At 51.5% G+C, this 23,692-nt stretch carries 21 protein-coding genes and 1 tRNA gene; 15 read left to right on the top strand and 7 right to left on the bottom strand.

Features of this window, described 5'->3' with window-relative positions:
- Positions 1–211: 211 nt before the first annotated feature.
- The 3 genes from JUJ53_RS02690 to JUJ53_RS02700 all read right to left on the bottom strand — a co-directional run bounded on the left by JUJ53_RS02690 (position 212) and on the right by JUJ53_RS02700 (position 2,823).
- Positions 212–535 (bottom strand): DUF5684 domain-containing protein, encoded by a 324-nt coding sequence (locus JUJ53_RS02690; RefSeq protein ID WP_204150441.1) that lies wholly within the window; start codon positions 533–535, stop codon positions 212–214.
- A 189-nt stretch (positions 536–724) separates the two neighbouring features.
- Positions 725–967, bottom strand: coding sequence for a hypothetical protein (locus JUJ53_RS02695; RefSeq protein WP_239124727.1), 243 nt, complete (start codon positions 965–967; stop codon positions 725–727).
- Positions 968–1,002: 35 nt separating this feature from the next.
- Positions 1,003–2,823, bottom strand: a complete 1,821-nt coding sequence (locus JUJ53_RS02700) for a CapA family protein (protein WP_204150442.1) — start codon at positions 2,821–2,823, stop codon at positions 1,003–1,005.
- Positions 2,824–3,014: 191 nt separating this feature from the next.
- Here JUJ53_RS02700 and JUJ53_RS02705 point away from each other — a divergent pair, with 191 nt between their 5' ends.
- From JUJ53_RS02705 to JUJ53_RS02735, 7 genes are all read left to right on the top strand, one after another.
- A complete protein-coding gene (locus tag JUJ53_RS02705) occupies positions 3,015–3,884 on the top strand; it encodes an aldose epimerase (RefSeq protein ID WP_204150443.1) in 870 nt (289 codons plus the stop codon).
- A 97-nt stretch (positions 3,885–3,981) separates the two neighbouring features.
- A tRNA-Lys gene (locus tag JUJ53_RS02710) sits at positions 3,982–4,053 on the top strand.
- Between the two features lie 225 nt (positions 4,054–4,278).
- Positions 4,279–5,358, top strand: a complete 1,080-nt coding sequence (fba, locus tag JUJ53_RS02715) for a class II fructose-bisphosphate aldolase (RefSeq protein WP_204150444.1) — start codon at positions 4,279–4,281, stop codon at positions 5,356–5,358.
- A 265-nt stretch (positions 5,359–5,623) separates the two neighbouring features.
- On the top strand, positions 5,624–6,184 hold the full coding sequence (locus tag JUJ53_RS02720) for a DUF6585 family protein (protein WP_343327878.1): 561 nt from the start codon (positions 5,624–5,626) through the stop codon (positions 6,182–6,184).
- A 642-nt stretch (positions 6,185–6,826) separates the two neighbouring features.
- Complete coding sequence (locus JUJ53_RS02725) at positions 6,827–7,747, top strand: ParA family protein (protein ID WP_204150446.1); 921 nt, start codon at positions 6,827–6,829, stop codon at positions 7,745–7,747.
- Positions 7,740–8,189, top strand: coding sequence for a hypothetical protein (locus JUJ53_RS02730; protein WP_204150447.1), 450 nt, complete (start codon positions 7,740–7,742; stop codon positions 8,187–8,189). Before JUJ53_RS02725 ends, JUJ53_RS02730 begins: the two co-directional genes overlap by 8 nt.
- A gap of 75 nt (positions 8,190–8,264) precedes the next feature.
- Positions 8,265–8,588: a hypothetical protein gene (locus tag JUJ53_RS02735; RefSeq protein WP_204150448.1), complete on the top strand. Its 324-nt coding sequence runs from the start codon at positions 8,265–8,267 to the stop codon at positions 8,586–8,588.
- A 345-nt stretch (positions 8,589–8,933) separates the two neighbouring features.
- Here JUJ53_RS02735 and JUJ53_RS02740 read toward each other — a convergent pair whose 3' ends face one another.
- Both JUJ53_RS02740 and JUJ53_RS02745 read right to left on the bottom strand, forming a co-directional pair.
- A complete protein-coding gene (locus JUJ53_RS02740) occupies positions 8,934–10,310 on the bottom strand; it encodes a UDP-glucose/GDP-mannose dehydrogenase family protein (protein ID WP_204150449.1) in 1,377 nt (458 codons plus the stop codon).
- A gap of 83 nt (positions 10,311–10,393) precedes the next feature.
- A complete protein-coding gene (locus JUJ53_RS02745) occupies positions 10,394–11,380 on the bottom strand; it encodes a UDP-glucuronic acid decarboxylase family protein (RefSeq protein WP_204150450.1) in 987 nt (328 codons plus the stop codon).
- A 477-nt stretch (positions 11,381–11,857) separates the two neighbouring features.
- Between JUJ53_RS02745 and JUJ53_RS02750 the strand changes: the two genes are divergently transcribed.
- Positions 11,858–12,262: an NIL domain-containing protein gene (locus tag JUJ53_RS02750; protein WP_204150451.1), complete on the top strand. Its 405-nt coding sequence runs from the start codon at positions 11,858–11,860 to the stop codon at positions 12,260–12,262.
- Here the strand turns inward: JUJ53_RS02750 and JUJ53_RS02755 are convergent, their stop codons facing one another.
- Positions 12,263–12,595 (bottom strand): hypothetical protein, encoded by a 333-nt coding sequence (locus tag JUJ53_RS02755; protein WP_204150452.1) that lies wholly within the window; start codon positions 12,593–12,595, stop codon positions 12,263–12,265.
- A 130-nt stretch (positions 12,596–12,725) separates the two neighbouring features.
- Positions 12,726–14,027, bottom strand: coding sequence for an FAD-dependent oxidoreductase (locus JUJ53_RS02760; protein WP_204150453.1), 1,302 nt, complete (start codon positions 14,025–14,027; stop codon positions 12,726–12,728).
- Positions 14,028–14,553: 526 nt separating this feature from the next.
- Here JUJ53_RS02760 and JUJ53_RS02765 point away from each other — a divergent pair.
- From JUJ53_RS02765 to JUJ53_RS02795, 7 genes are all read left to right on the top strand, one after another.
- Positions 14,554–14,964 (top strand): DUF302 domain-containing protein, encoded by a 411-nt coding sequence (locus JUJ53_RS02765; protein ID WP_204150454.1) that lies wholly within the window; start codon positions 14,554–14,556, stop codon positions 14,962–14,964.
- A 101-nt stretch (positions 14,965–15,065) separates the two neighbouring features.
- Positions 15,066–16,049, top strand: coding sequence for a bile acid:sodium symporter (locus JUJ53_RS02770; protein WP_204150455.1), 984 nt, complete (start codon positions 15,066–15,068; stop codon positions 16,047–16,049).
- A gap of 355 nt (positions 16,050–16,404) precedes the next feature.
- On the top strand, positions 16,405–19,047 hold the full coding sequence (locus tag JUJ53_RS02775) for a sigma 54-interacting transcriptional regulator (RefSeq protein WP_239124728.1): 2,643 nt from the start codon (positions 16,405–16,407) through the stop codon (positions 19,045–19,047).
- Positions 19,048–19,083: 36 nt separating this feature from the next.
- The gene (gene cysK, locus JUJ53_RS02780; protein ID WP_204150457.1) at positions 19,084–20,040 is read left to right on the top strand and encodes a cysteine synthase A; all 957 of its coding nucleotides are present in this window, start codon (positions 19,084–19,086) and stop codon (positions 20,038–20,040) included.
- 142 nt (positions 20,041–20,182) lie between these two features.
- On the top strand, positions 20,183–21,043 hold the full coding sequence (gene ylqF, locus JUJ53_RS02785; protein ID WP_204150458.1) for a ribosome biogenesis GTPase YlqF: 861 nt from the start codon (positions 20,183–20,185) through the stop codon (positions 21,041–21,043).
- 71 nt (positions 21,044–21,114) lie between these two features.
- Positions 21,115–22,620 (top strand): AAA family ATPase, encoded by a 1,506-nt coding sequence (locus JUJ53_RS02790; RefSeq protein ID WP_204150459.1) that lies wholly within the window; start codon positions 21,115–21,117, stop codon positions 22,618–22,620.
- 30 nt (positions 22,621–22,650) lie between these two features.
- Positions 22,651–23,631 carry a hypothetical protein gene (locus JUJ53_RS02795; protein WP_204150460.1) on the top strand — a complete coding sequence of 327 codons (981 nt, stop codon included), beginning with the start codon at positions 22,651–22,653 and terminating at the stop codon, positions 23,629–23,631.
- The last annotated feature ends 61 nt before the right edge of the window (positions 23,632–23,692 follow it).

Consider the following 23,692-nt stretch of genomic DNA (forward strand, 5'->3'; position numbering starts at 1 on the left):
AAGTCGGGCGAGGGACTTTGAATCTAGCTCCCCTTCTCCCGTTTTTGGGAGAAGGGGTTGGGGGATGAGGGTCAACTTGCGAAACTGGGATGCTCCCAGTGCGATCGCCCTTATCGCCCATGAACATAGTCCACTATGGACTCAACTGAAAGTGCCCACGTCCTGACGGACATGGGCACTTTTGAGTGACATTAGTTTAGGGCCAAATACTTTAGCCAAAGGCGAGGTAACCAATGAGTGCTAAGTTGAGCAGTGGCACCAAAAATAGCAGGAGTAGCCAAGGTGATTTCCCAAGCTTCTTGCAGATCTCAACCCAAACTAGAATGCCGACAACGACATTCACAAAGGGAATGAAGAACAGTATCACCCACCAGCCAGGCTTGTCTGCAGCTAAGCACATGACATAGGCATTGGCGATAGGAACCCACGCCAACCAAGAGTTTTCAACTCTTAAGCGATCGCAGATGGTTTGAAGGGAGTAGGAAATGTAAGCATAGAATGCAACGAAGAGAATAAACGTAATGAAGTCGTTCATCAAAATAGCCTTTTGAGAATTTAAACACCAGGTGAACACCCTTATCCAAACATTCTCATTTTAGAGGGACTCAATCATCCCACGGAAAGTTGTAAGGATTGTTTACTAGACTGTTTAGGAGAGGCTTTCTGGAGGCGCTAGACTATTCCTATCTCTACGATTTCCTAGCCATCTTCAACTATGATTGCTCTAGCTCTTCGATCGCTTTTTGGTCGTATTGCGCCACGTCATTAAGAGATAGGCCATAGCACCAATTTGCAGTGGCCCTGTGGCTAGATAGGCTTTGAGAGGAGCATAGAGATCTAGGCTAGAAAATGCCCCAAAGTATACAACTCCCACCACAAAAAGGCTAAAGCCAGCCAGCGACAGCCGTTGGTATTTTGGCAGTATGCCTGCTAGGCTAGCCTCTTTGTTGATCTTGTTCTTGGGCATGGCATATGACCGAAGGGTAGACGGCTGGGGCAGATTTACGGCTCGTCTTCAACGCTCGGTTCATCTAACCTCAGTTCATCCAATGGGGTATCCCATGGGTCGGCAGTGGGAAAGGTGGTGAAGGAATTATTCAGCAGTTCCTGATCCTGCTTGTTTTCGCCATCGCTCTCCCTGGCTTCCCCAGACATGTCCTTGGGTTGGGAGTCGTCTTGAAAGCCAGACTCGCCCTGGATGTCAGACTCATGTCGGAACCCAGATGCAGGTTTGTCTTGACTATCGCGATCGCTTTGTTCGATGCGACGGTCTAGAACAATAGGTGACTGTAACGGTTCATCAAACAGTCCCGACGCTTGGTCTAAATAGGTTTGAATCTGTTCAGCTTTATCCTGATCGGCCAAGCGTGGTTGCCCCGCTTCCACCTGCACGGGCAAGACCTCTAGGCGCATCTGCTCGTCGCGTAGAGAGACTTTGAGCACCGCTGTGTCGTAGTTCGCTGTAGCTGGATCGGTGGCATCGCCTTCGGGCATGAAATTGCCAATGGAGTAAGCGATCGCTCTCCCGCGATAGATTTCTGCACCCTGGAGCACCTGGGGATGGTAGCCAATTACCAAATCGCTGCCCTGATCGACGGCATGGTGGGCTAAGTTCACCTGCTGGGCTGAGGGATAGTCCGCCATCGCATCTTGCCAATGGAAATTGACAATCACCCAGTCAACTTGGGGACGAATCGCCTGTACATCGGTGGTAATTTGATCCGTGAGCGGATCACTGGTGCTGCTGGCAACCGAGCTGGTGTAGCTCAAATAGGCGATGCGTTTACCATCCACGTCCAAGATTTCAGGACGGCGGGCGGCGGTGGGCGTCGTGCCATGGCCCACGGTGCGCAATCCAGCTTGCTCCAGCACGGATAGAATGCGCTGTACATCAGCCCGGCGCGATCGCGGTTCATCGACTTGGGATGGGGTACTGACAACATCAATGCCGCTATCGATCCAGGCATCTTCGGTGGGCCAAGCTGCGGTCTGCTCATCGACCACGTCGGGTATATCTAAATAGGACAGCGCTACATCGGCATTCTGAATGGGATTCACCATGGTGGTGGCGGTGGATAGCCAAGGCGCACCGCTAAAGCTGAGGGTGAGGGTTGGGCGGCTGTGGGAAATGGGATGGATGATAACCGGCACTGGCTCTAAGGCTGCCTGCACCATGCCCGAGGTAGGAACGGGCGATCGCCCTAGAAAATCTGGTAGGGGCAGGGTGCCAACTTGGGATGGATCATCAGCGTTGAGGGTAGTGACGTGGCTGACAGCTTCTACACCACAGCCCAGCAAAAAGGCGAGGGCTGCCGATCCGCCTAGCCAAACCTTGCGCGGCGACCAGCGCGGTTCGACGGGGCGATAGAGAGCAACAGTGTCCGACGGTTTCGAGCCCATGATTGTATCGACTGCGCTAGCACAGGTTTGACCGACGTTACGCAGCCAGACCTGCAGCCCTGAAGGCTGGGCAATTGGTTGGGGAACGGGGACGGGCGCAGGCGGCACCCCCAGGGTGAGGGTCTCTTCCCAAAGAATGACATCGGTGCTGCTGGCTAGCTTAACGGTGATATGAGCCCAGTAGAGCGTAGGCAGTCCAAGGCGCAGGAGGCGATCGCTCATAGCGGTGAGCATGATCTGCCGATCGGGCAACTGGCGACACAGCACTACCACATGCATACGGGTGGGTAGCAACTGGGTGACTTTTGCGCAGCATCCCTGCGGCAGGAGGTAAAGGTTCAACCAATATGCGATCGCCGTTAGATCACCACGACGGGCGCTTTGCACCACTGCCCCCAGGTTCACCTGCTCCATACTAAGCATGAACTGATTACTCCTCTACCCAATATCTAGGCCAATCAAACGTTTGAGTCCCCCAATCATAGGAGTAGATCGCTCATTTCGCCCAATTTTCTGATCGGGGTTGCACAAATCTTGAAATTTAGGGAATCAGCAGCAAGCAATCTAGAGAATGGCGCTAGAGTAAAAGCGGTTGAGTTCAGAGCTGTAGCCCCATGTTTGCGATCGCCCAAAAATCCCAGCCTTACACCACCTATGTCCTGAGTGACTCCGCTGCCGAATCATCGATTGATGTTGTTCCAGGACGGGGCGGCATTGTGACCCAATGGCAAATCGGTTCCCACGCCTTGCTCTACCTAGAGGGCGATCGCTTCCTCGATCCAACCCTCAGCATTCGCGGCGGCATTCCCATCCTGTTTCCCATCTGCGGCAACCTGCCCGACGACACCTATACTCACAAGGGCAAAACCTACAAGCTTCCCCAACACGGCTTTGGGCGCACCCTGCCCTGGGAGGTTGTGGATCAATCCACACAAGATGCCGCCAGCCTCACCCTGCGGCTCACCAGCAATGACCACACCCGCGCCGTCTATCCCTTCGACTTTGAGATTACCTTCACCTATCGCCTGCTCGGCAACACCCTCAGCATCCACCAGCTCTACACCAATCACTCGGATGAACCCATGCCCTTCTCCACCGGGCTCCATCCCTATTTCAATACCGCCAATGCTGCCAACCTAGAGCTGGAGATTCCCGCCAACCATTACCAGCCCAAGGATGATCCCAAGATCTATCCCTTCACCGGCAGCTTCGACTTCAGCCAAGCCGAAGTAGATGTAGCCTTCACCGATGTTTCCACCACCACCGCCAGTGTCAAGGACAGCGATCGCGATCTACGCATCCGTCTCGACTACGACACCCTCTATTCCACTCTGGTTTTTTGGAGCGTCAAGGGCAAACCTTTTTATTGTCTAGAACCCTGGAGTGCCCCGCGCAATGCCATGAACAGCGGCGATCGCCTCATCCGCCTCGATGCCGGAGCCACCCTAGACACGGTGGTGCAGATCAGCGCCACCCTGGGATAGCAATCTGGAGGGTGGGACAAAAAAGTTTCTTAGCCTGTTGTTTTTATCACAACCTATGCTAAGGTAGTAAATGGCGTGTTCGTCAGACACACGTCATGGGTCGCTAACTCAATGGTAGAGTACTCGGCTTTTAACCGATTTGTTCTGGGTTCGAGTCCCAGGCGACCCATAAAATTATCAATCCTTGCTACGAGCCAGATATACCTTAGGTTTCAGGCTCCAGTGCGATCGCTCAATTGCCTTGTTATTGGACATTGCAATTCACATCCTTAGGAAGATCTACTTAAAATTCTTCACTTCTGATTCGCGCACGGTCAGACAATCCTTTAAGATTGTTGTAAGGATTTATCTGACATTAGCTGTTACAAAAAACGAAGGACTAGGAGGATCATCTATGGCACTTGTTCCTATGAGGCTGCTGCTTGACCATGCGGCTGAGAACCAATACGGCATCCCTGCTTACAATGTGAACAACATGGAGCAGATTCTTGCCATTATGCAGGCTGCCGAAGAAGCTAACAGCCCTGTGATTTTGCAAGCTTCTCGGGGTGCCCGTAAGTATGCAGGTGAAAACTTCCTCCGCCACCTGATCACCGCGGCTGTGGAAACCTACCCCCACATTCCCATTGCCATGCACCAAGACCATGGCAACAGCCCTGCAACTTGCTACTCCGCTATTCGCAATGGCTTCACCAGCGTCATGATGGACGGCTCCCTGGAAGCTGATGCTAAAACCCCCGCTAGCTTTGACTACAACGTCGATGTCACGGCTGAAGTGGTGAAAGTTGCTCACTCCGTTGGGGTGAGTGTTGAAGGTGAACTAGGCTGCCTCGGCTCCCTAGAAACCGGTCAAGGTGACAAGGAAGACGGTCACGGATTTGAAGGAACCCTCAGCAAAGATCAACTGCTGACCGATCCTGATGAAGCTGTTGAATTTGTAGAACGTACCCAAGTGGATGCCCTCGCAGTAGCGATCGGTACCAGCCACGGTGCTTACAAGTTCACCCGCAAGCCGACCGGCGAAATCTTGGCTATCAGCCGCATTGCTGAAATCCACGCTCGTCTACCTAACACCCACTTGGTGATGCACGGATCCTCTTCTGTGCCCCAAGAATGGTTGGACATGATCAACCAATACGGCGGCAACATCCCCGAAACCTACGGTGTGCCCATCGAAGAAATCCAAAAGGGTATCAAGAGCGGTGTGCGTAAGGTGAACATCGACACCGACAACCGCTTGGCGATCACCGCTGCTATCCGGGAAGCTGCTGCGAAGGATCCCTCGAACTTCGACCCTCGCCACTTCATGAAGCCTTCCATCACCTACATGAAAAAGGTGTGTCTGGAGCGCTATGAAGCATTTGGTACTGCTGGTAATGCATCCAAGATCAAGCAAGTTTCCTTGGATGACTTTGCTGCTAAGTATGCAAAGGGTGAACTGTCTGCTAGCCCGAAGAAGACGATTGTGGTCTAGTCGAGCAATTCCTATGAGGGCGACGGGTGTGGAACTCTTCCATACTTAGCCGTCCTAGGTAGGTTCTTTTCTATCTAAGTCAATGCAGGTTAGCTCCTTTGGGGTTGACCTGCATTTATTGTTAGAACTGGGAATAGGATGTGGGTATGGGAGGCGATCGCATCTGTGGTGCCTGAACAGTATCCATGGCTGCACCTGCTGTACAATATTTTTTAGAGTTCAGTCATTCGAATTCAGCAGTATTGTTATTTTGCAATCTACCATCATGCTATCTCCTAACCTCTTAGACACGGCTCAGTCCCTCGCACAACGCGAAAACCTAGGCAGTCTGTTGTTACACACTAAGCCAGCCCGCAACGATTTAGTACGATGGTTCCTGCTCAGTGTACTCTGTCTTTTACCTGGATTTTTCATGTGGGTTGCAATGGTAACTGCTGATAGTGATGTTCGTTCTGACGACACCGCTATGGACTGGATACCACTGGTGTTGTCTATATATATAATCATGAGCTTGATTGGGGCGGCAAGCTTTATAGCCTATGCGTGGAAGAAAAGTAAGCATCAGATTTTACTCTATGAGCAAGGTCTGATTGAGTTTCGAAACAACAAACCCCAAGTGGCACGGTATAAAGATTTGAAGATGCTTTCTAAGGGAATGAGAGTAACTGCCTATAAGGTTGCAACGCTGGCAACCGCTGTTGACTATACCCTTGTATTTCCTGATGGACAGCGATCGCGCATTGATTGGTCTTATGGTCGTCGTCCTGTTGGTGCAATGATTCAGGGTTTAATTGCTCAACATAAATCCATGAATGTGTCGTCATAATCTTATCTGTATCTAGGTCAAAGCTAAATCACTCTGGAGGTTCTCAGTCTGTCAGCATTGTGCTTTTAGGTAAGCCGTATAGATAGAGCAGCCATAGACTCAGCCCGTCTGCACCAAGATGGCGTCGTCTTCAAAGAAACAGAGCGATCGCTCTTCTGCTTGTTGGTGGGGGTGCAATCGCTTGAGCGGCGGCGGATTTAGTCCGCCTAGAACTTATGTACTAAATTGCATATATTGATCCTGTGCTGATCGTGAAGATTGTCTGAAGCTAGTCGTGCAACACCCTGAAATGGAAGTATTATGTGACATAAGTATACATAATCACCCTATGTTAAGTGTATAGGCTGACCAAGATCTGTATAACACCCTAAGTAGTGTAGATTATGCAGACAACTTTCAGCCTAATCCTCTCTGGGGGAGATAATACTATAGTCGGAGTCTGGCTAATCATCCTTGTGGGGGTGTTATGCAGATCAAAAGGGAGGTATTCAGTATAAACAATAGTTATACTGTTTAGCCCTCGATGGAGACATACCTGAAGGTACACTGTTGGGGTCAGTAACAATGCGAACATCCAATCTCACGGCAATATGAAAGTGAGTTTTGATGCCGCCATCACGAATAAAAGTCTAAGGAGTTGTCATGAAAACCATATCTATAATTAATTATAAAGGTGGGGTTGGCAAAACCACGATTACAGCCAATTTAGCAGCTAGTCTTGCACTTCAGGGTAAGAGAATTTTAATGATTGATCTTGATCCTCAATCTAGTTTAACCTTCTCTTTTTACACCGTTGAACAATGGAAAAGTGAATTTGAAAAGGGTAAAACCATCAAAAATTGGTACGACGCATTTATTGATAAAGATGGCGACTTAGATTTATCAAGCCTCATAGTCAGTCCAGATAGAGTAAATTTGAATATTGAGGGAAAGGTAGATATAATTTGTTCTCATTTAGCACTAATAAATGTTGATTTGGATTTAGCATCTCGTCTTGTGGGTGGAACAGAGCGAGATTTAAGAAATAACTATTTACGGGTTTATTCACGATTACGGCAGGGCTTGCAAAGTTTGTCTGCTGGTAGCTACGATTTTGTTTTGATTGATTGTCCTCCTAATTTTAATATTGTGACAAAGAACGCCATAATAGCTAGTGACTGTATCCTAGTTCCTACGAAACCGGATTATCTATCAACTTTGGGCATTGAACAATTGCGTAAACATATAGATGACCTTGTTGGTACTTATAATAAATATGTGAAAGACTCAGGCAATGAGCAATTTCGTTGCGCTGCACCCCAGATAATAGGTGTTATATTTACAATGGTTTCATTTAAAGATGGCAGTCCTATATCTAAGCAAAGAGAATACATTCAACAAATCATTAATTCAGATGTTCCAACTTGGAAAACATATGTTAGGGACAACAAAACTATTTATGCTGATGCCCCAGAGTATGGTATTCCTGTTGTTTTGAAGGAAGTTTCTGGGAAAACTTATGAAAATATCCAGGAAGAGTTAGCCTTTTTAACTGATGAGTTTTTGGAGAAAACCGATGGCTGATCTTCAGAAAACCAGGAAGGTGTTACAGGCTTTTTTGAAGTTTCTCGATGAGATTAGTGAAGAGGAATACGAGCAGTTTTTGAGCGGTGAATTAAAGCTTGGCTTTTTATCCGAAGCTCAACAAAAAGAAAAAGTATTTAAAGGTGCATTAGAAGAAGATTTACAGGCAATTATTGAGCAGCTTCAGGAAATAACAAGTCGAGAAGAAGCCCATAAATTATTAAAGAGCGATTCACGTATTCGCTTAAAAGATGATGTAATTCGAATAGCTAAGTTACTACAAGTTCATGTAGAGAAAAAGGATAATCGGGAGAAGATTGAAGCTAGGATTGTAGAATTCATTGTAGGTGTGAAACTTCGGAATCAAGCAATCCAAAGCTTAAATCTGAGCAGTAGTGTTGGAAATCCAGAGCAGTATAACAATTCGAGTGCAGCGGATTGACTGAAACCGCTTTGTGTTGTTGCAAAGTCTCTTGCAACTGCTGACCCAAACCGTTAGAATACACAAGGAGAATCAATGAAAAAGTTACACATAGCAATTGCTACAAACAAAATAGAAGAAACCATTAAAGATTACACTATCCGTTTAGGAGTAGAGCCTTGTTCTTTTGTCGCAAATGAATACGCCTTATGGAGAACAGATTCACTTAATTTTTCTGTCCGACAAGATGCAACATGCAAGCCTGGAGAGTTACGTCATTTAGGCTGGGAAGACTCATCTGCTTCAGAGTTTAGTCAAGACACTGATGTTAATGGCATTGTATGGGAGTGTTTTAACGCCCAGCAACAAGCAGATGAAATAAATGAATTGTGGCCAGAAGCTAAATTTAGTCCAGCGTAAGTGCATTTTAACGTCTAGCTCACCTCGGTTGATTGCGCTGGCAGGTGCCGAGAAAATTTCAGCATTAACGACTGAAGGATATTTGCAAGAGCGCGCAAGCCGTGGGGATCGAACAAGCTATGAAGCCGTGTTGGCTAAAGTCGCCGATGTTAAGCCAGAATTACACGACCAATTGCCGCCAACATCATAACCCGCTTGCACCCGATCGCCGAGAGGTGATTCCTTTAGATCAAGATGTTATCTGTGGCGGGTCAAGTGGAATGTCGGTTCAAACCAGGAGAACAATAAAAAGGGCGAGCTGATGCCCGCCCCAATCTTTAGGTTTATGAACGCTTAGCTCGTCAACTAACGGCCAATGCCCACATATTGGAAGCCGAGTTGTTCCAATGCCTTGCGATCGAGAAAGTTTCGTCCATCAATGATGATTGGGTTATTCATTAGCTTGGCCATTCTGGCGAAGTCTAACCCTTGGAACTGTTTCCAATCGGTGACCAGCACCAATGCATCACAGCCATCGGCGAGGAATTCTGCATCGGCTTCGACGATCACACCGCTTAAGCCAGAACTGAGGCCACTCTGAGAGACAATCGGATCATAGGCTTTCACCTTGGCCCCTAGGCGGTTGAGAGCCTCAATCATCTTCAGAGACGGTGCATCCCGCATATCGTCGGTGTCGGGTTTGAAGGTCAGCCCTAGTAGGCCAATGGTTTTTCCTTTTAAGATTTTGAGCACCTGCTGAAGTTTTTCCACCGTCAACAACCGCTGCCGTTCGTTCACATTCACCGCTGCCTTGAGGATTTCTGCCTCGTAGCCATAGTCATGGGCAGTATGAATCAGAGCCGATACATCTTTGGGAAAGCACGATCCACCCCAGCCTAAGCCCGCCTGCAGGAATTTGCTGCCAATGCGCGAATCTAGACCAATGCCTTTGGCAACTTGGGTGACATCAGCACCGACGCGATCGCAAATGTTGGCGACCTCGTTGATGAAGCTGATTTTGGTTGCTAGGAATGCGTTAGACGCATATTTCACCATTTCTGCCGAGCTGATGTCGGTGACCAAAACGGGGACAGGCGGTAGGGATTTGTCGTCAGCCAGTTCACGGCGCACGATCGGATCGTAGAGCGTTTTCATGATGCCAACGGCGCGATCGCTGCTGCTGCCAAGAACAATGCGATCGGGGTTGAAGGTGTCATAAATGGCAGACCCTTCCCGGAGAAATTCGGGGTTGCTGACCACATCAAAGTCTACCGCTAGGGGTGCTGCATCGTTATCGCCGCCATTAGCCGCCTTCCGCCGCTCATTGACTCCATCTAACACAATCATACGCACCCAGTCGCCCGAACCAATGGGCACGGTGGACTTGTTGACAATCACCTTATAGTCTTGGTCGAGGTGAGCGCCAATGCCCCGAGCCACGGATTCGATGTAGCGGGTATCGCTTTCCCCGGTGGGCAGGGCCGGCGTTCCCACGGCAATAAAGAGAACTTCCCCATGGGAGACCCCAGCCGCCAAATCACTCGTGAACTGGATATGTTGGGAGGCGATCGCCGCTTGCATGAGGTCAGACAGCCCTGGCTCATAAATGGGCGACTGGCCAGCCTGCATCAGCTTGACCTTCTCTTCGTTGTTGTCTACGCAGATGACATGATGCCCGGCGTGGGCTAGGCACACCCCAGTCACCAAACCCACATATCCAGTTCCGATGACACAAACACGCATAGGTAAACCCTCTCAAAAACGTATAGTTTGGGCTATGAATCTCAATCAGTAGCTAGCTCCCAGATGAGCGATCGCTTAACCAGCTATGACCCAACAGGCGTGGCTAGGGTCTCAGTTCCAGGGGTTGGTAGATCATTGCCTTCAGCCAGCAGCCTGGCTCGGAAGTCTGAAATTGTCATATCTAGCCCCTGCTTGAGCGGAATGGTGGGTTCCCAGCCCAGCCACGTGCGGGCTCGGGTGATATCTGGCTGACGGCGACGGGGATCATCCTGGGGCAAGGGCTTAAACTGTACTTCCAGGTGAGGATTCACCATGGATTGAATCGTTTGAGCTAGCTCTAGAATAGTATATTCATCAGGATTGCCTAGATTGACTGGGCCAATGTGGTTACCGTTCATCAGGCGAATGAGACCATCGACGAGGTCTGACACATAGCAAAAACTACGGGTTTGGCTACCTTCTCCATACACCGTTAGGGCCTTCCCTTGCAGCGCCTGCACCACAAAGTTGCTGACTACTCGACCATCATTTTCCAACATGCGCGGGCCGTAGGTGTTGAAAATACGCGCCACTCGAATATCCACATTATTCTGGCGATGATAGTCAAACGACAGGGTTTCGGCAACCCGCTTACCTTCGTCGTAGCAGCTACGGATGCCGATGGGGTTCACATTGCCCCAGTAGTCTTCCTGCTGAGGATGCAGTTCTGGATCGCCATAGACTTCTGAGGTAGAAGCCAAGAGGATCCGGGCCTTAATCCGCTTAGCTAGACCCAGCATATGCAGGGTACCAATTACATTGGTTTTGATGGTTTTAACCGGATTGTACTGATAGTGGATGGGCGAAGCCGGACAGGCGAGGTGATAGATTTGATCGGCTTCCAGGCGAATCGGTTCGGTGATGTCGTGGCGAATCAGCTCAAAGTAGGGATTTCCCATCCATTTCAGGATATTTTGCTTATGCCCGGTATAAAAGTTATCTAGACAGATAACCTCATGTCCTTCTCCCATGAGTCGGTCAATGAGATGGGAGCCAATAAAGCCAGCTCCACCTGTAACTAATATGCGCATGAATGTTCTCCTTGCATAGATAGGCAGACATTAAATAGGCAGCGATTGCGCTTCCCGAGTAGACAGAGGTCGATTAAAAATAAGCTATCGCTTATCCGACGTGAAGAGACGAGATGGATAGGATGACTCCCCACTGTTGCCATGGGGGCCATCGAGTGGTGCGGTTGTCTTAGTAGGGGCAGTAGAGGTCTGTCGATGGCGGTCTCACGGTGGTGTCGTTTCGGCTGTTCCATTCTAAACAGTGGATTTTTATACAGCCACCTATTAAGTAGCTTGCTCGTAAACTCTTTACCATCGCGATCGCTGAAATTACGTAAATTCGTTCTTTTGGCTTTCCATGGATCGACGACTGTCCTATGAATTCACGGTATCTTTAAACGAGTCAGGAACATGGTCTCAGGCGATCGCCCTAGGAACCAGACATAAAAATCCCAGCCGGAGTGATCTCCAACTGGGACTAGAGGATGGGACAGCCCTATGAAAAAACGAGTCACGCTCACCTTTCCGAAGCGATCGGTGCATATGCCGATCACCTATCGTCTCGCCAAAGAATTTAACGTGGCGGCCAATATCATCCGTGCGCAAGTGGCTCCCAATCAGGTGGGAACCTTGGTGGTGGAGCTATCGGGGGATATTGACCAGCTTGAGGCGGCTCTGGAATGGATGCAGTCCTACGATATTGGGGTTTCGAGTTCCAGTCGCGAAATTGTCATTGATGATCAGGTCTGCGTGCATTGCGGATTGTGCACAGGCGTTTGCCCCACGGAAGCCCTCACCCTCGATCCTCAATCCTTTAAGCTCACTTTCACGCGATCGCGCTGTGTGGTATGCGAGCAATGTATCCCCACCTGCCCAGTGGCTGCCATTACCACCAATTTATGATCATGCTTCGCTCTCTAGCTGGTGCAGGCGGGTCGTGATGGCAGCGATCGCCTCGGGGGTGATGCTGCCCAATCCCATACTGACCAACAGTAGACCAAGCTGTACGGCGTCGTCGGGCTGGAGAATGAAACTCACCTCTTCCGTATTATCTAGATCGGAGCCGTGGCTAGGATGCTTCACCGCAAAGTCGATATAAACTGAGGCAGATGTTGCCTGATTCGTCCCATCGCCCAATCGAGACACCTTGGTACCATGAACCGTCAGGCTGGTCACATTGGTCATCATGGTGATGTCGTGGGTGTGGAGGTGTTGAGTCAACACATGGGTACTCATACTAGGTTTCTCCCTTAAAGAGTGGTGATTGGGGCGCGATCGGTTGTGATCGGGGCGCGATCGCTATCAGCCGTGATGCCATCTGGAACGGTGAACACAGGTGCTAGGTCTGGCTCACCATGCTTGCCCGTTAGGTACTGGCTAGCTTGCTGGGATCGGGCGGCACTGACTTGAGCAACCTCAACCCAAAGAGCGTTCGCAAGCCTAATTTTTCAAACCAGGGCATGCCTACGCCTTGGCGCATTTTGATCATGAAATATTCCTCGAAGGCTGCCTTGGCCCAGACAATCCACGGCCCGCGCATCGCATAGGACGATCGCCGCTTGCCGGTTGCTGGATCAGGAATCACCGGCGCGGCGATGTAGGCAATGCCCGTGTCGCCAAACTCCGCAAAGCACAGCGCATCTAGAGTAGGAATGATCTGCGGTGCCTTAATCGCGCCTAGGTCAACCGCAATATTGTGGGCAGCGGCGGTGGCCATGGCTTCGGTCATTTGCCCACTTTTGGGCATTCCAATGGGAACGGGCGTGACATCGGGCTGGGCCAGTTTGATGCTGACGCCAACGGTATAAATATGCGCAAACTCTGGGTGGCGTTGGGTGGGGAGAATGGGAATAAAGCCTTTTTCGTCAGCTAAGCCTGGCACCTGGCGGATAAACTCCACGCCTCGGAAGGCAGGCAAGATCATCGAGTAGCCAAAGGGGATGCGTTGCCCATCGGCGAGCAGCACCGCATCAGGGGTCACTGTTTGAATCACCGCATTGTCGATAACCTTGACCCCGCGCTGCTCCATGAGGTCGGCGGTATATTCCCGAGCATTCTTGACCCCCGAGACTCCCAAATGCCCCACATAGGGCTCGGCGGTGATATAAACAATCTCGACTTGGTCTCGTAGACCTCGCTTGCGCAGTTCATGCTCTGCCATCAGCACAAATTCATAGGCAGGGCCAAAGCAACCTGCGCCTGGCGCTGCCCCAACGACAAGCGGGCCGCTGGGCTGATCTAGAAATTTAAGCCAGGCCTCACGGGCTGCTAAGGCATGGGACGGCGTACAGACCGATTGGGTATAGCCACCGTGGGGCCCCAGACCGGGGATCAAATCAAACGCTAGGGATGCCCCCGTGGCAATCAAGACATAGTCGTAGTCAAGGGTTTGATCCTTGACGGTCACCTGCCGCCGATCGGGATCGAGGGCGGTGACTGCGCCGAGGATGAGGTTGAGACCATGGCGGTGGGCCAGGGGCACGAGGTCGAGCTGGACATGGTCGATAGGCTTTAGATCCAGGGCAATTTGAATCAACCCCGGAATAAACGTAAAGTTCGGTTCGTTGGAAATCAACGTGACGGTATCGCTCTTGGGCAGCAAATGCCGCAGTTCGTACGCTGCCGGTAGTCCGCCCAATCCAGCCCCAATGACCACAACATGTGCCATTACCTAGTTCTCCGGTGAATAAACATATAGGGCGATCGCCCTGGGAGGTAACCTACAGCCTTACTGGGGATTGCTGAGCCTACACCGCTAGCTTTTTCCAGAGGGGCACAACCTCTCACAGGGATCACCTTGCATTAGTTGTATAACTTTATAGTTATAAAATGAATTTACGGAATTATTCCGCTTTTGTCAACCTGTGAGTTGGGTTGTGCAACAAGAGATTGCGAGTCTGTTACAAGGCGTGGCTGAATCGCAAGATGATGGGCGCTAGCGAACCGTGAGTGTCTCGCTCCCAATCACCCTTCATGCACAAGACGGGGTGGGCAAAGTGCTCACAGTCTGATTTCATGCCTGCATTTAGCAACGCCTGGTACAAGACGGCGATCGCTTTCTTGCTATTCATCAATAAACTACTATATAGTTATAAATGAAGCTACGGTGCTATGCATGGCATCGGCGCAGGGTATCTAGCGGAACTGCTTGGCCATGGGTTCTCTAGAGATTCCACTATCCATTGAGAGGATTTATGTATCACTTTAGTAAGGTCTTGCCCGTCTCCTTTGATGAGGCGATCGCCCTGGTCACCGAAGCGCTAAAAGCTGAAGGGATGGGAGTGTTGACCGAAATTGATGTTCAAGGCGCTTTTAAGAAAAAGCTCGATATTGATTTTCGTCAGTACAGAATCTTAGGTGCCTGTCATCCTCAGGTGGCTTACCAAATGCTGCAAACCGACGATAAGGCAGGCGTTTTGTATCCCTGTAATGTAGTTGTTCAAGAGCATGATGATGGCCGAGTCGAAGTTTCTGCCATTGATCCCCTGATGATGTTTTTGATGATCCATAGTCCGAGAGCTAAGGAAATTGCCTTGGAAGCCAGTCAAACTATGCAAGCTGTCATGGGTCGCCTAGAAGCAGCCGTGCTGACGCCGGCTTCCTAAATCTTTGCAACCATCGCTGCTCAATCGCCCCTGTAGCAGCGATCGCTCATTTTTATCGCTCTAGTTTAAGTTACTCGTATTTAATCAGGAGACAGCCGATCGTGTGGAACGTTCTTGGATTCCTCCAGAAATATCTGACTTGGTCTATTCCAGCCTTCATGGTGGCCGGCATTGCTGTGGGGGCGATCGCTGATCCAGCTCCCCTAAAAGCCTTGATCATTCCCCTCACCTTTCTGATGGTTTATCCCATGATGATCAACCTGCAAGTCCAGAAGGTGTTTTCCGGGGGAGACTACAAAGTTCAGGCTCTTACCCAGTTCATCAACTTTGGCATTGTTCCCTTCTTTGCCTTTGGCATGGGTAAGCTATTCTTTAGCGATCGCCCCTTGGTTGCCCTAGGACTTTTGCTGGCATCCTTACTGCCCACCAGCGGCATGACTATTTCCTGGACAGGATTTGCTAAGGGAAATGTCACGGCAGCGGTGAAAATGACGGTTGTGGGGTTAATCCTTGGATCTGTTCTAACACCGTTTTATGCAAAGTGGCTAATGGGTGCGGCGGTAGAAATTCCCCTCAGCAGCATTTTTACCCAGATTATTATCATTGTATTTCTGCCCATGATTCTCGGAGTCATCACCCGTCTCCTGATCGTGCGCCTTGTGGGCATGGATAAGTACAACAAATCCCTGAAGCAAAAGTTTCCCGCCTTCTCAACCCTGGGTGTTCTTGGAATTGTGTTTGTTGCCATGGCTCTCAAGGCTCAGGATATTTTGTCTAATCCCGTCATGCTGTTGTCCTTCCTGATACCGTTAGGAATTCTCTACGGCGGCAACTTTATCCTGAGCACCTTGGTCGGCAAATATTTCTTTGAGCGCGGCGATGCTATAGCCTTGGTCTACGGTACCGTCATGCGTAACCTGTCGATTGCGTTGGCGATCGCCATGACGGCTTTTGGGCGAGAGCAGGGTTCAGAAATCGCCTTGATTATTGCCATGGCCTATATTATCCAAGTGCAGGCGGCAGCATGGTACGTGCAGCTCACCGATCGCATCTTTGGTGCAGCACCGGAAGCTAAAACTGCCTAGTACCGCAAGACAGAAGAACGAAGATAGAAAAACGAAAAGAGCTTCCAGGATACATAAGGATTCCTGCCTTAGCAACTAGGCGGGTTACTTCCGCCTCAGACGTTCTCACAGCATAACGGCATCCGTGTTGGGGGCGGCGTGTTAGCGAAGCTAACCAGCCCGACCTACTCAGCGTCGGACGTTCACGCTACCCCAACCATGTTCGCCACGCTGTTGCCATAACCCGTTTCACGATGGTCTGTAGAGATTTGTGGCAGGGATGGGTGAAGGACGAATTCAGCAGGTACTGTGGTGAGGAGCAAACCTGTACGTAGAAAATGGTATGAATACTGGGGCGCTGACTTCCCAAAGCATGATGTCTGATTCGGTTCCCTTAGGAACCCATCGTAACTCCACGCCGCCTACCCCATCCATTGAGGCAGAGCGCCGGGACTGGCTGAGTTTTCACCGGCTTTGGGGTACGCTGCCGGATGCAGCTCTGCAAGCGATCGCTCGTTGCCTAGTCAAATTTACCCTGGCGGTGGATACAGACATCTACCAGGCAGGTCAAACCCCGGCGGGGCTCTACTTGGTTAAATGGGGCACCGTGGAACTCTATCGGCGATCGCCCATTGGTCACACCCATATTCTCTATCGCAGTGCCGGCAACTTGTTTGGCTATATGCCTATGATGCAAGCCGAGGCAGAGGCGTCCTACCAAACCAGTGCTAGCACCCTCTGCCCTAGCGAAATTTGGTTTCTCAGCCAGAGTGATTTTGCTAGTCTTACCCAAGACTATCCAGATATTCATGGCATCATTAGCCAACTCCTAGCCCAGGATCTAGCTCACTTTGCCGAACGGGTGACCTGGGAAGAAACTCGCATTCAAGGGCTCCAAGACTACCTCCACCCCATCCCTGCCCAGCCGCAGATTATCGGCACCAGTAAGGCCAGCCAAGCCCTACGCAAACAAGTGGCCAAGGCGGCGACTGATCTGAAGCCGGTTATTCTGAAAGCACCGGCCGGCAGTGGCAAAACCTTTATCGCTAGCGTCATTCACCATCAATCTCGCCTCAGCGATCGCCCCTTTGCAGAGCTTGATTGTACCCAACTGCCGACTGATGAATCTGGTGTACCCCAAACCCATGCCATTTTTGGGAAAGAGGGAGAAACCCTGGGCATATTGGAATTGTTGGAGCAAGGAACTCTCTTGATCGATCAGGTTCACGTACTCAGCTCCAGCGATCGCGATCGCTTGCTGCACTATTCCCAAACTGGTCTGTTTATCCGCAATCCCGGCACCTCTCCAGCAACAACCGCACCTAGCGACCCTAACCAACAGTCCTGGGTACGACTGATTCTGTCCAGTCCCCGCAGTCTATCCTGTGAGGTCTGTGACTACCACGATATTAAATTATTTTCCTTATCACAGCGAAAAGCTGATATTCCCGACTTTGTGCATCACTTTCTCAGTCAAGCTAGCCAGCATCAAGGGCGCGATCGCATTGATGTTGAACAAGCCGAACTGCGACGGCTGATCAGCTATCCCTACCCCGGCAACTTAGTAGAACTAGCGGGTATTTTAGACCGGGCTGTGGCCATGACATCGCCTGGTCAAGCCGTTATTCCTGAGCAGGTACTGTGGTCTGTGCAATCGTCTAAGAATGCCTTCCGAGTTGACTTACTCGAACAATTTCCCTGGCTACGACAATTTCTGTTAAGCAACTGGTGGCCCGAACGATTTTGGCTGATGATGATGGCGGTGTTTGTCCCGGTCACGATCCTCGGCTACCTTGGCCCCCAAGGCCGTGACGATAGCATCACCCTGAATTTATTCTGGGCTTGGTGGTGGCCGTTCTATCTGTTTTTCTTTGCCTTCGTGGGACGGCTCTGGTGTGCCGTCTGTCCCTTTATGATTGTCGGGGAATGGACACGTAGCCTATCCCTGTGGATTTGGCCCAGAAAACTGCGCCCCTGGCCCACTAAATGGATGGAACGCTGGGGAGCATGGATCCTCTTCGCTGGTTTTTTACTAATCTATCTGTGGGAAAAACTGTGGGATCTACCCCATACCGCCTACCTATCCTCCTGGCTGCTGGTGGCGATCACTGCCGGAGCGGTCATTTGTAGTCTGATCTACGAGCGCCGGCTTTGGTGTCGCTATCTCTGCCCCATCGGCGGCATGAACGGCATGTTTGCCAAGCTATCGATGGTGGAACTACGGGCCAGTCAGCAAGTTTGCGGCAGCCAATGCAGCACCTTTGGCTGTTTCAAGGGCAGCGGCGTTGTACCCGCCACCTTCAGCGATGCCTTGCCCAACGAAGGACAGGCCACCGGCGGTTGTCCCATCTATTCCCACCCTGCCCAGCTTAAGGACAACCGCAACTGTGTGCTCTGTATGACCTGCCTCAAGGCCTGTCCCCACCGTTCCATTCAGGTCAATTTCCGCTTCCCCGCCACAGACCTACTGGAAGATCATCAAGGGCTGTGGGCCGAGGCCGCCCTGTTGCTGCTCCTGCTGGGCGGCGTTTTCATGCATCAGTCGCCCAAGATTCTTGGCTGGCTGGGCCACCCCATGCCCTTAGATGCTGCCCATCTGCTGCAAAGCCTGCCGGTGGTGTTAGGGCTGTTGAGCATTCCCGCCATCCTGATCCTCGCGACCCACCAAGTCACCCGCTGGCTCGATCCCCAACAGCCTGGCTTTCTGCCCGTGGTCTATGCCTACCTACCTCTGACCCTAGCCGCTAACCTAGCCCACTATGTACCCGCAGCCATTACCGAAGCTGGGCAGGCACTACCCGTCCTAGCCCGCACCCTGGGATATGGGGGCGATCGCTTACCAACCCTCGTGTGGAGCATGGACGTCGCCGTATTTCTACAGGAAGTGACCCTGCTTTCCGCCTTTGCCTTCAGCCTCTATCCCCTGCTGCGCATCACCCAACGCCCCTTCCTCAGCAACCTGCCCCACATCACCCTGATGGCCAGCTTGACCGGAGGCTTCCTGTGGCTGATGCTGTAGTGCGCCCCACCCCATCCGCCCATCCCTAATCCAGCTATGAAAATCTACAGCGATATTACTCAAATCATTGGCCATACCCCCTTGGTCAAACTGCAGCGCTTGTCCGCCGCTTGGGACTGTGACGCTACCATCTGGGTCAAGCTAGAGGGCATGAACCCTGCCAAATCCATCAAGGATCGGATTGCCATCAGTATGATTCGGGAGGCGGAGGACAGCGGTTTAATTACACCGGGGCGCTCCACGATTGTCGAAGCCACGTCGGGCAATACCGGCATTGGCCTAGCTATGGTCTGTGCAGCCAAAGGCTATCGCCTGGTGTTGACCATGCCCGAGCATATGAGCCGCGAACGACAGCAGATTGTCCGCGCCTACGGTGCCGAGATTGTTCTCACCCCCGCTGCCTTGGACATGGCTGGAGCGATCGCCCGTGCCAATGAACTCCTGGCCACCATCCCCCATGCCTTTTCTCCCCAGCAGTTTAGCAATCCTGCCAATCCCAAAATTCATTACGAAACTACCGGCCCTGAGATCTGGGAGGATACGGATGGGCAACTCGATATCCTGGTCACCGGGGTGGGCACAGGCGGCACGCTGACGGGAACGGGATGTTACCTCAAACGTCAAAAGCCAGAGATTCAAATGGTTGCCGTAGAACCTACAACCAGTGCCGTCCTGAGCGGACAACCCGCCGGTCGTCATGATCTTCAAGGCATCGGAGCTGGGTTCATTCCCGATGTTTTACGGGTTGATTTGATCGACGAGATCCTGCAGGTGAGCGATGAACAAGCCTATGAGCTGGGTCGTCAATTAGCAGAGCAAGAGGGGATCATGGCCGGCATTTCCACGGCGGCGGTGGTCTATGGGGCCCTGCAGCTCGGAAAGCGATCGCCCCAGGCCCACATCGTCGCGATCGCGGCCAGTGCGGGAGAACGCTATCTGAGTACGGCCCTATGGAACGATGCAGCCAAGGCAGAGCCAGGTATCAAGGCCTGATTGTAGTTGCACAAGCGGACTAGACAAGCTGTCATGATGAGACTAGCGGCCATTTGGGAAGCGATCGCTTTCCACCCAGGTCTTGTGGCAAGATGCAAGATGCTGGCTTGCCCGCATTGTTTTATTCGAGTGACACAATCCCATGAGTTCCCCACCGATTCAATGGTATCCCGGACATATCGCCAAAGCCGAACGGGCCCTGGCCGAACAATTGAAGCGCGTCGATGTGGTGCTGGAGGTACGTGACGCTCGGATTCCGCTATCCACCCATCACCCCAACGTTGCCAACTGGATTGGCAGCCGCGAGGCCTTACTGGTGATGAACCGAGAAGATATGATTCCCTCGGAGGTGCGGCAGCAGTGGGCCACTTGGTTTGAGCAGCAGGGACAGGTGGCGATTTTCACCAATGCCCAGCACGGTAAAGGCATTGCCCAACTGGCCCAGGCGGCCAAGGTGGCTGGCACAGCCATGAATCAACGCCGACGCGATCGCGGCATGTTGCCTCGGCCGGTGCGGGCGGTGGCCATTGGCTTTCCCAATGTGGGTAAATCGGCCTTGATCAACCGTCTGCTGAATAAGCGCGTTGTTACCAGTGCGCGACGGCCAGGGGTGACCCGTCAACTGCGCTGGGTGCGGATTTCGGAAGAACTGGAATTGCTGGATGCGCCGGGGGTGCTGCCGTCGCTCTTATCGGATCAGAAGGCAGCGTTGAAGCTAGCCATTTGTGACGACATTGGTGACGCCTCCTACGACAATCAGCGGGTGGCGTCATCGTTGGTGGACTTGCTGTGGGACTTGGCCGACCGGCCAGGTGGGGCCAATCCGGAGGTACTCAAAACCCGCTACGGTGTCGAGGTACAGGGTTTGACGGGGGAAAGTTATCTAGAAAATTTGGGGATAGAGCGTTACCAGGGCGATCGCGAACGAGCAGCACGGCAGTTGCTGAATGATTTTCGCAAAGGCAGTTTGGGAGCCATTGCCCTAGAGCTACCGCCGGTGTAGTGGAAGGGAACTCTCGCCTGATCTTCGGCAGAGGACTAGCCTGATCCATCGCTTGATCCCCGTTCTGGTCTATGCCAGGATTAAGCATGGGATGTGTGGGGCGATCGCTGGCTATGGGTACTCTGGACGACTTTCAACAACAATGGATGGTCTTGCTCGATCGGGTAGACGACTGCACATCTGAGAAAGCCCTAGAAGATCAGGTTTTGCTGCCCCTGCTGGAACTGTTGGGCTACAAAAGCCAGGATTTAGTTCAGCAAGCCCCCTTTGGTAAACGGCGGGTCGATTTTTTGGTCAAAGTTCAGAAAACTGCGCCCTACTGCCACTATTTGATTATCGAAGCCAAGGCACCGTCCAAATCCATCGCCCATACGAGCTGGCAACTGCGGTATTATTTGCGCGATTCGGGCACCGTCCTGGGTCTATTGACTAACGGTCATCACTTCAAGCTGTTCTATAACGATGGAGAGGCGATCCATGCGCTTTGGACCTTTAGCCGCGATCAGCTCTACAAGGACTATCGTCTACTGGGCTCCTTGCTGTGGCGGCGTAACTGCGATCGCGTCATGGACGTTTTTTGGAACAGCCATCGCCAAGTACATCGCCGTTTAGTGAAAGCGATCGCCCAACTTTCCGATGAACCCGATGTTCTTCATCTGCTGTCCGCAGGTCAACCCCTGTCTCAACTGCCCAAGCTGCCCACTGATCCTCCCCAAAAATCTATGATTATCACCGTATTCAACAACAAAGGCGGCGTTGGCAAAACAACGCTCACCATTAACCTAGCTGCTGCCCTCAGCCATCTGGGCAAGCGGGTGCTGCTGATTGACATTGACGCCCAGGCCAACCTGACCACAGGACTGGGCATCGATCCCCTAGAAGATGTGGAAAAGCTCGGTCGCCAAGATATTACCCACCTGCTCACCGATCCCAGGGTGACGGTCGAATCCGTGACCCTACAGAAACGCTGGGGTGATGTGGTGCTGGATATTATTCCATCCCATATTCGCCTGAGCCACATGGAAAATCAGTTAGTTCAGCTCATCGACGGCGATCGCATCCTAGAGAAAAAGCTGAGAAATCACGGCTATGACTTTGTGCTCATCGATCCGCCACCCTCCTTCGGTAAAGTCAACAAAATTTCCCTGATGGCATCCGCAGGGGTCTTGGTGCCTACCCAGCTTTCGCCCTATCCGATCCGCGCTTTGGAATATGTGCTAACCCAGGTAGAAGAAGTGGATCAGTTTCGGGAAACGCCATTGCCGATTGTGGGCATTGCTGTCAGCATGTACGATCGCTCATCACGCACCTTCAACCGCACCATGGTGGAAGAATTGCACGATCGCCTCAACCGTATACCAGGAGGCGATCAGGTCTCCATGTTCAGTGAAGAAAGCTGGGTGCCGCGACTGAATGTTATTTCCAAGTCCCAGGACAATGGCTGTCCGCTCTTCGCCCTAGACTATATGGATAAGTTAAATTCTTCAGACCGCACCTCAGTAGAAAATGCCGTGGCATCTTTTGAGAGTCTTGCCCAAGAACTCTTGCAAAAGGTGGGCATTTCGGCTACAAGCTAACGTGAGCCATCCACAACCCCGTCATGAACCATGAATGATTATCAAGAGCGCCGTAACCTGATTCGTAAAAGTCTGAAAATTCAGCCAATGAGCCATGGGCAGGTTCATATTTTTACCGTAGGGATGCGATCGCGCCCCGATATCACCAGCGATCGCTACGAAGAACTGCGCTTGAGCCTGAGCAACCACGGCAGCAACCTCATTCCCATTATGGTACGCCGCAGCGATCGCCTCGGCGATGAAAAGGAGTATGAGGTCATCCATGGAGCCGACTGGGTAGTCGTGGCGGAGGATCTAGGCGTTGAGATGCTCTGGGCTTGGGTGTTTGATCTCACCGATGAGCAGGTTGACGTGGCTTGTCAGGAATGGGACATGCTGATGAATGCCCCCGGCTCCATCTCAGATTCTGTAACCGTTTCCTCAACTCCGACGGCAGCTTCAGGACTCTCCCTTGCCGATGTGTCTCGCCTTTTAGAGCAAACGTTAGATCAAAAACTAGGTAGCTCATCTACTGGAATCTCTCTGGATGACGTGTCTCGCCTATTCGATCAGAAACTAGACCAGAAGCTGGATCAAAAGCTAGGTAGCTTATCTGATCAGCCGCAGTCATCATCTCACCTCGACCATCGCATTGACTCCCTCAGTCATCTCGTAGAATCCCTAGCCAACACTGTCCAGGCCCTGACCCAACAGGTTGGAATACCTGTCTCACCTCACGACTCAACCGACGCAGCCCGAGCTATGGTTGAGTCCATTGAGCGATCGGTGACCCATCTCTGTGATCAAGTCACGCAAGGCTCCAGCATCACGCTCACGATTCAACCGCCCCCTCGCCCCATCGATCCAAAAGAAGCACTCTTGCGAGACCTCTACAGCGATATTGCTGAAAAAACACTGAGGAGTCGCGCCAAGAAATTAGGTTTGCCCATCAAGACTGGAGACAAAAAACCAGAATTGATCAATGCCCTGATTGCTTGGCATTCAGCTCAGGGATCGGCCGGTGGAGCGTAAGCCAACGCTGGTAAAGTCGTTTGTTGACCTGCTATCCAGGCGATCGCTTGTCCCCAGTCCA

It is taken from the genome of Leptolyngbya sp. CCY15150, assembly GCF_016888135.1.
Classification (GTDB): Bacteria; Cyanobacteriota; Cyanobacteriia; order RECH01; family RECH01; genus RECH01.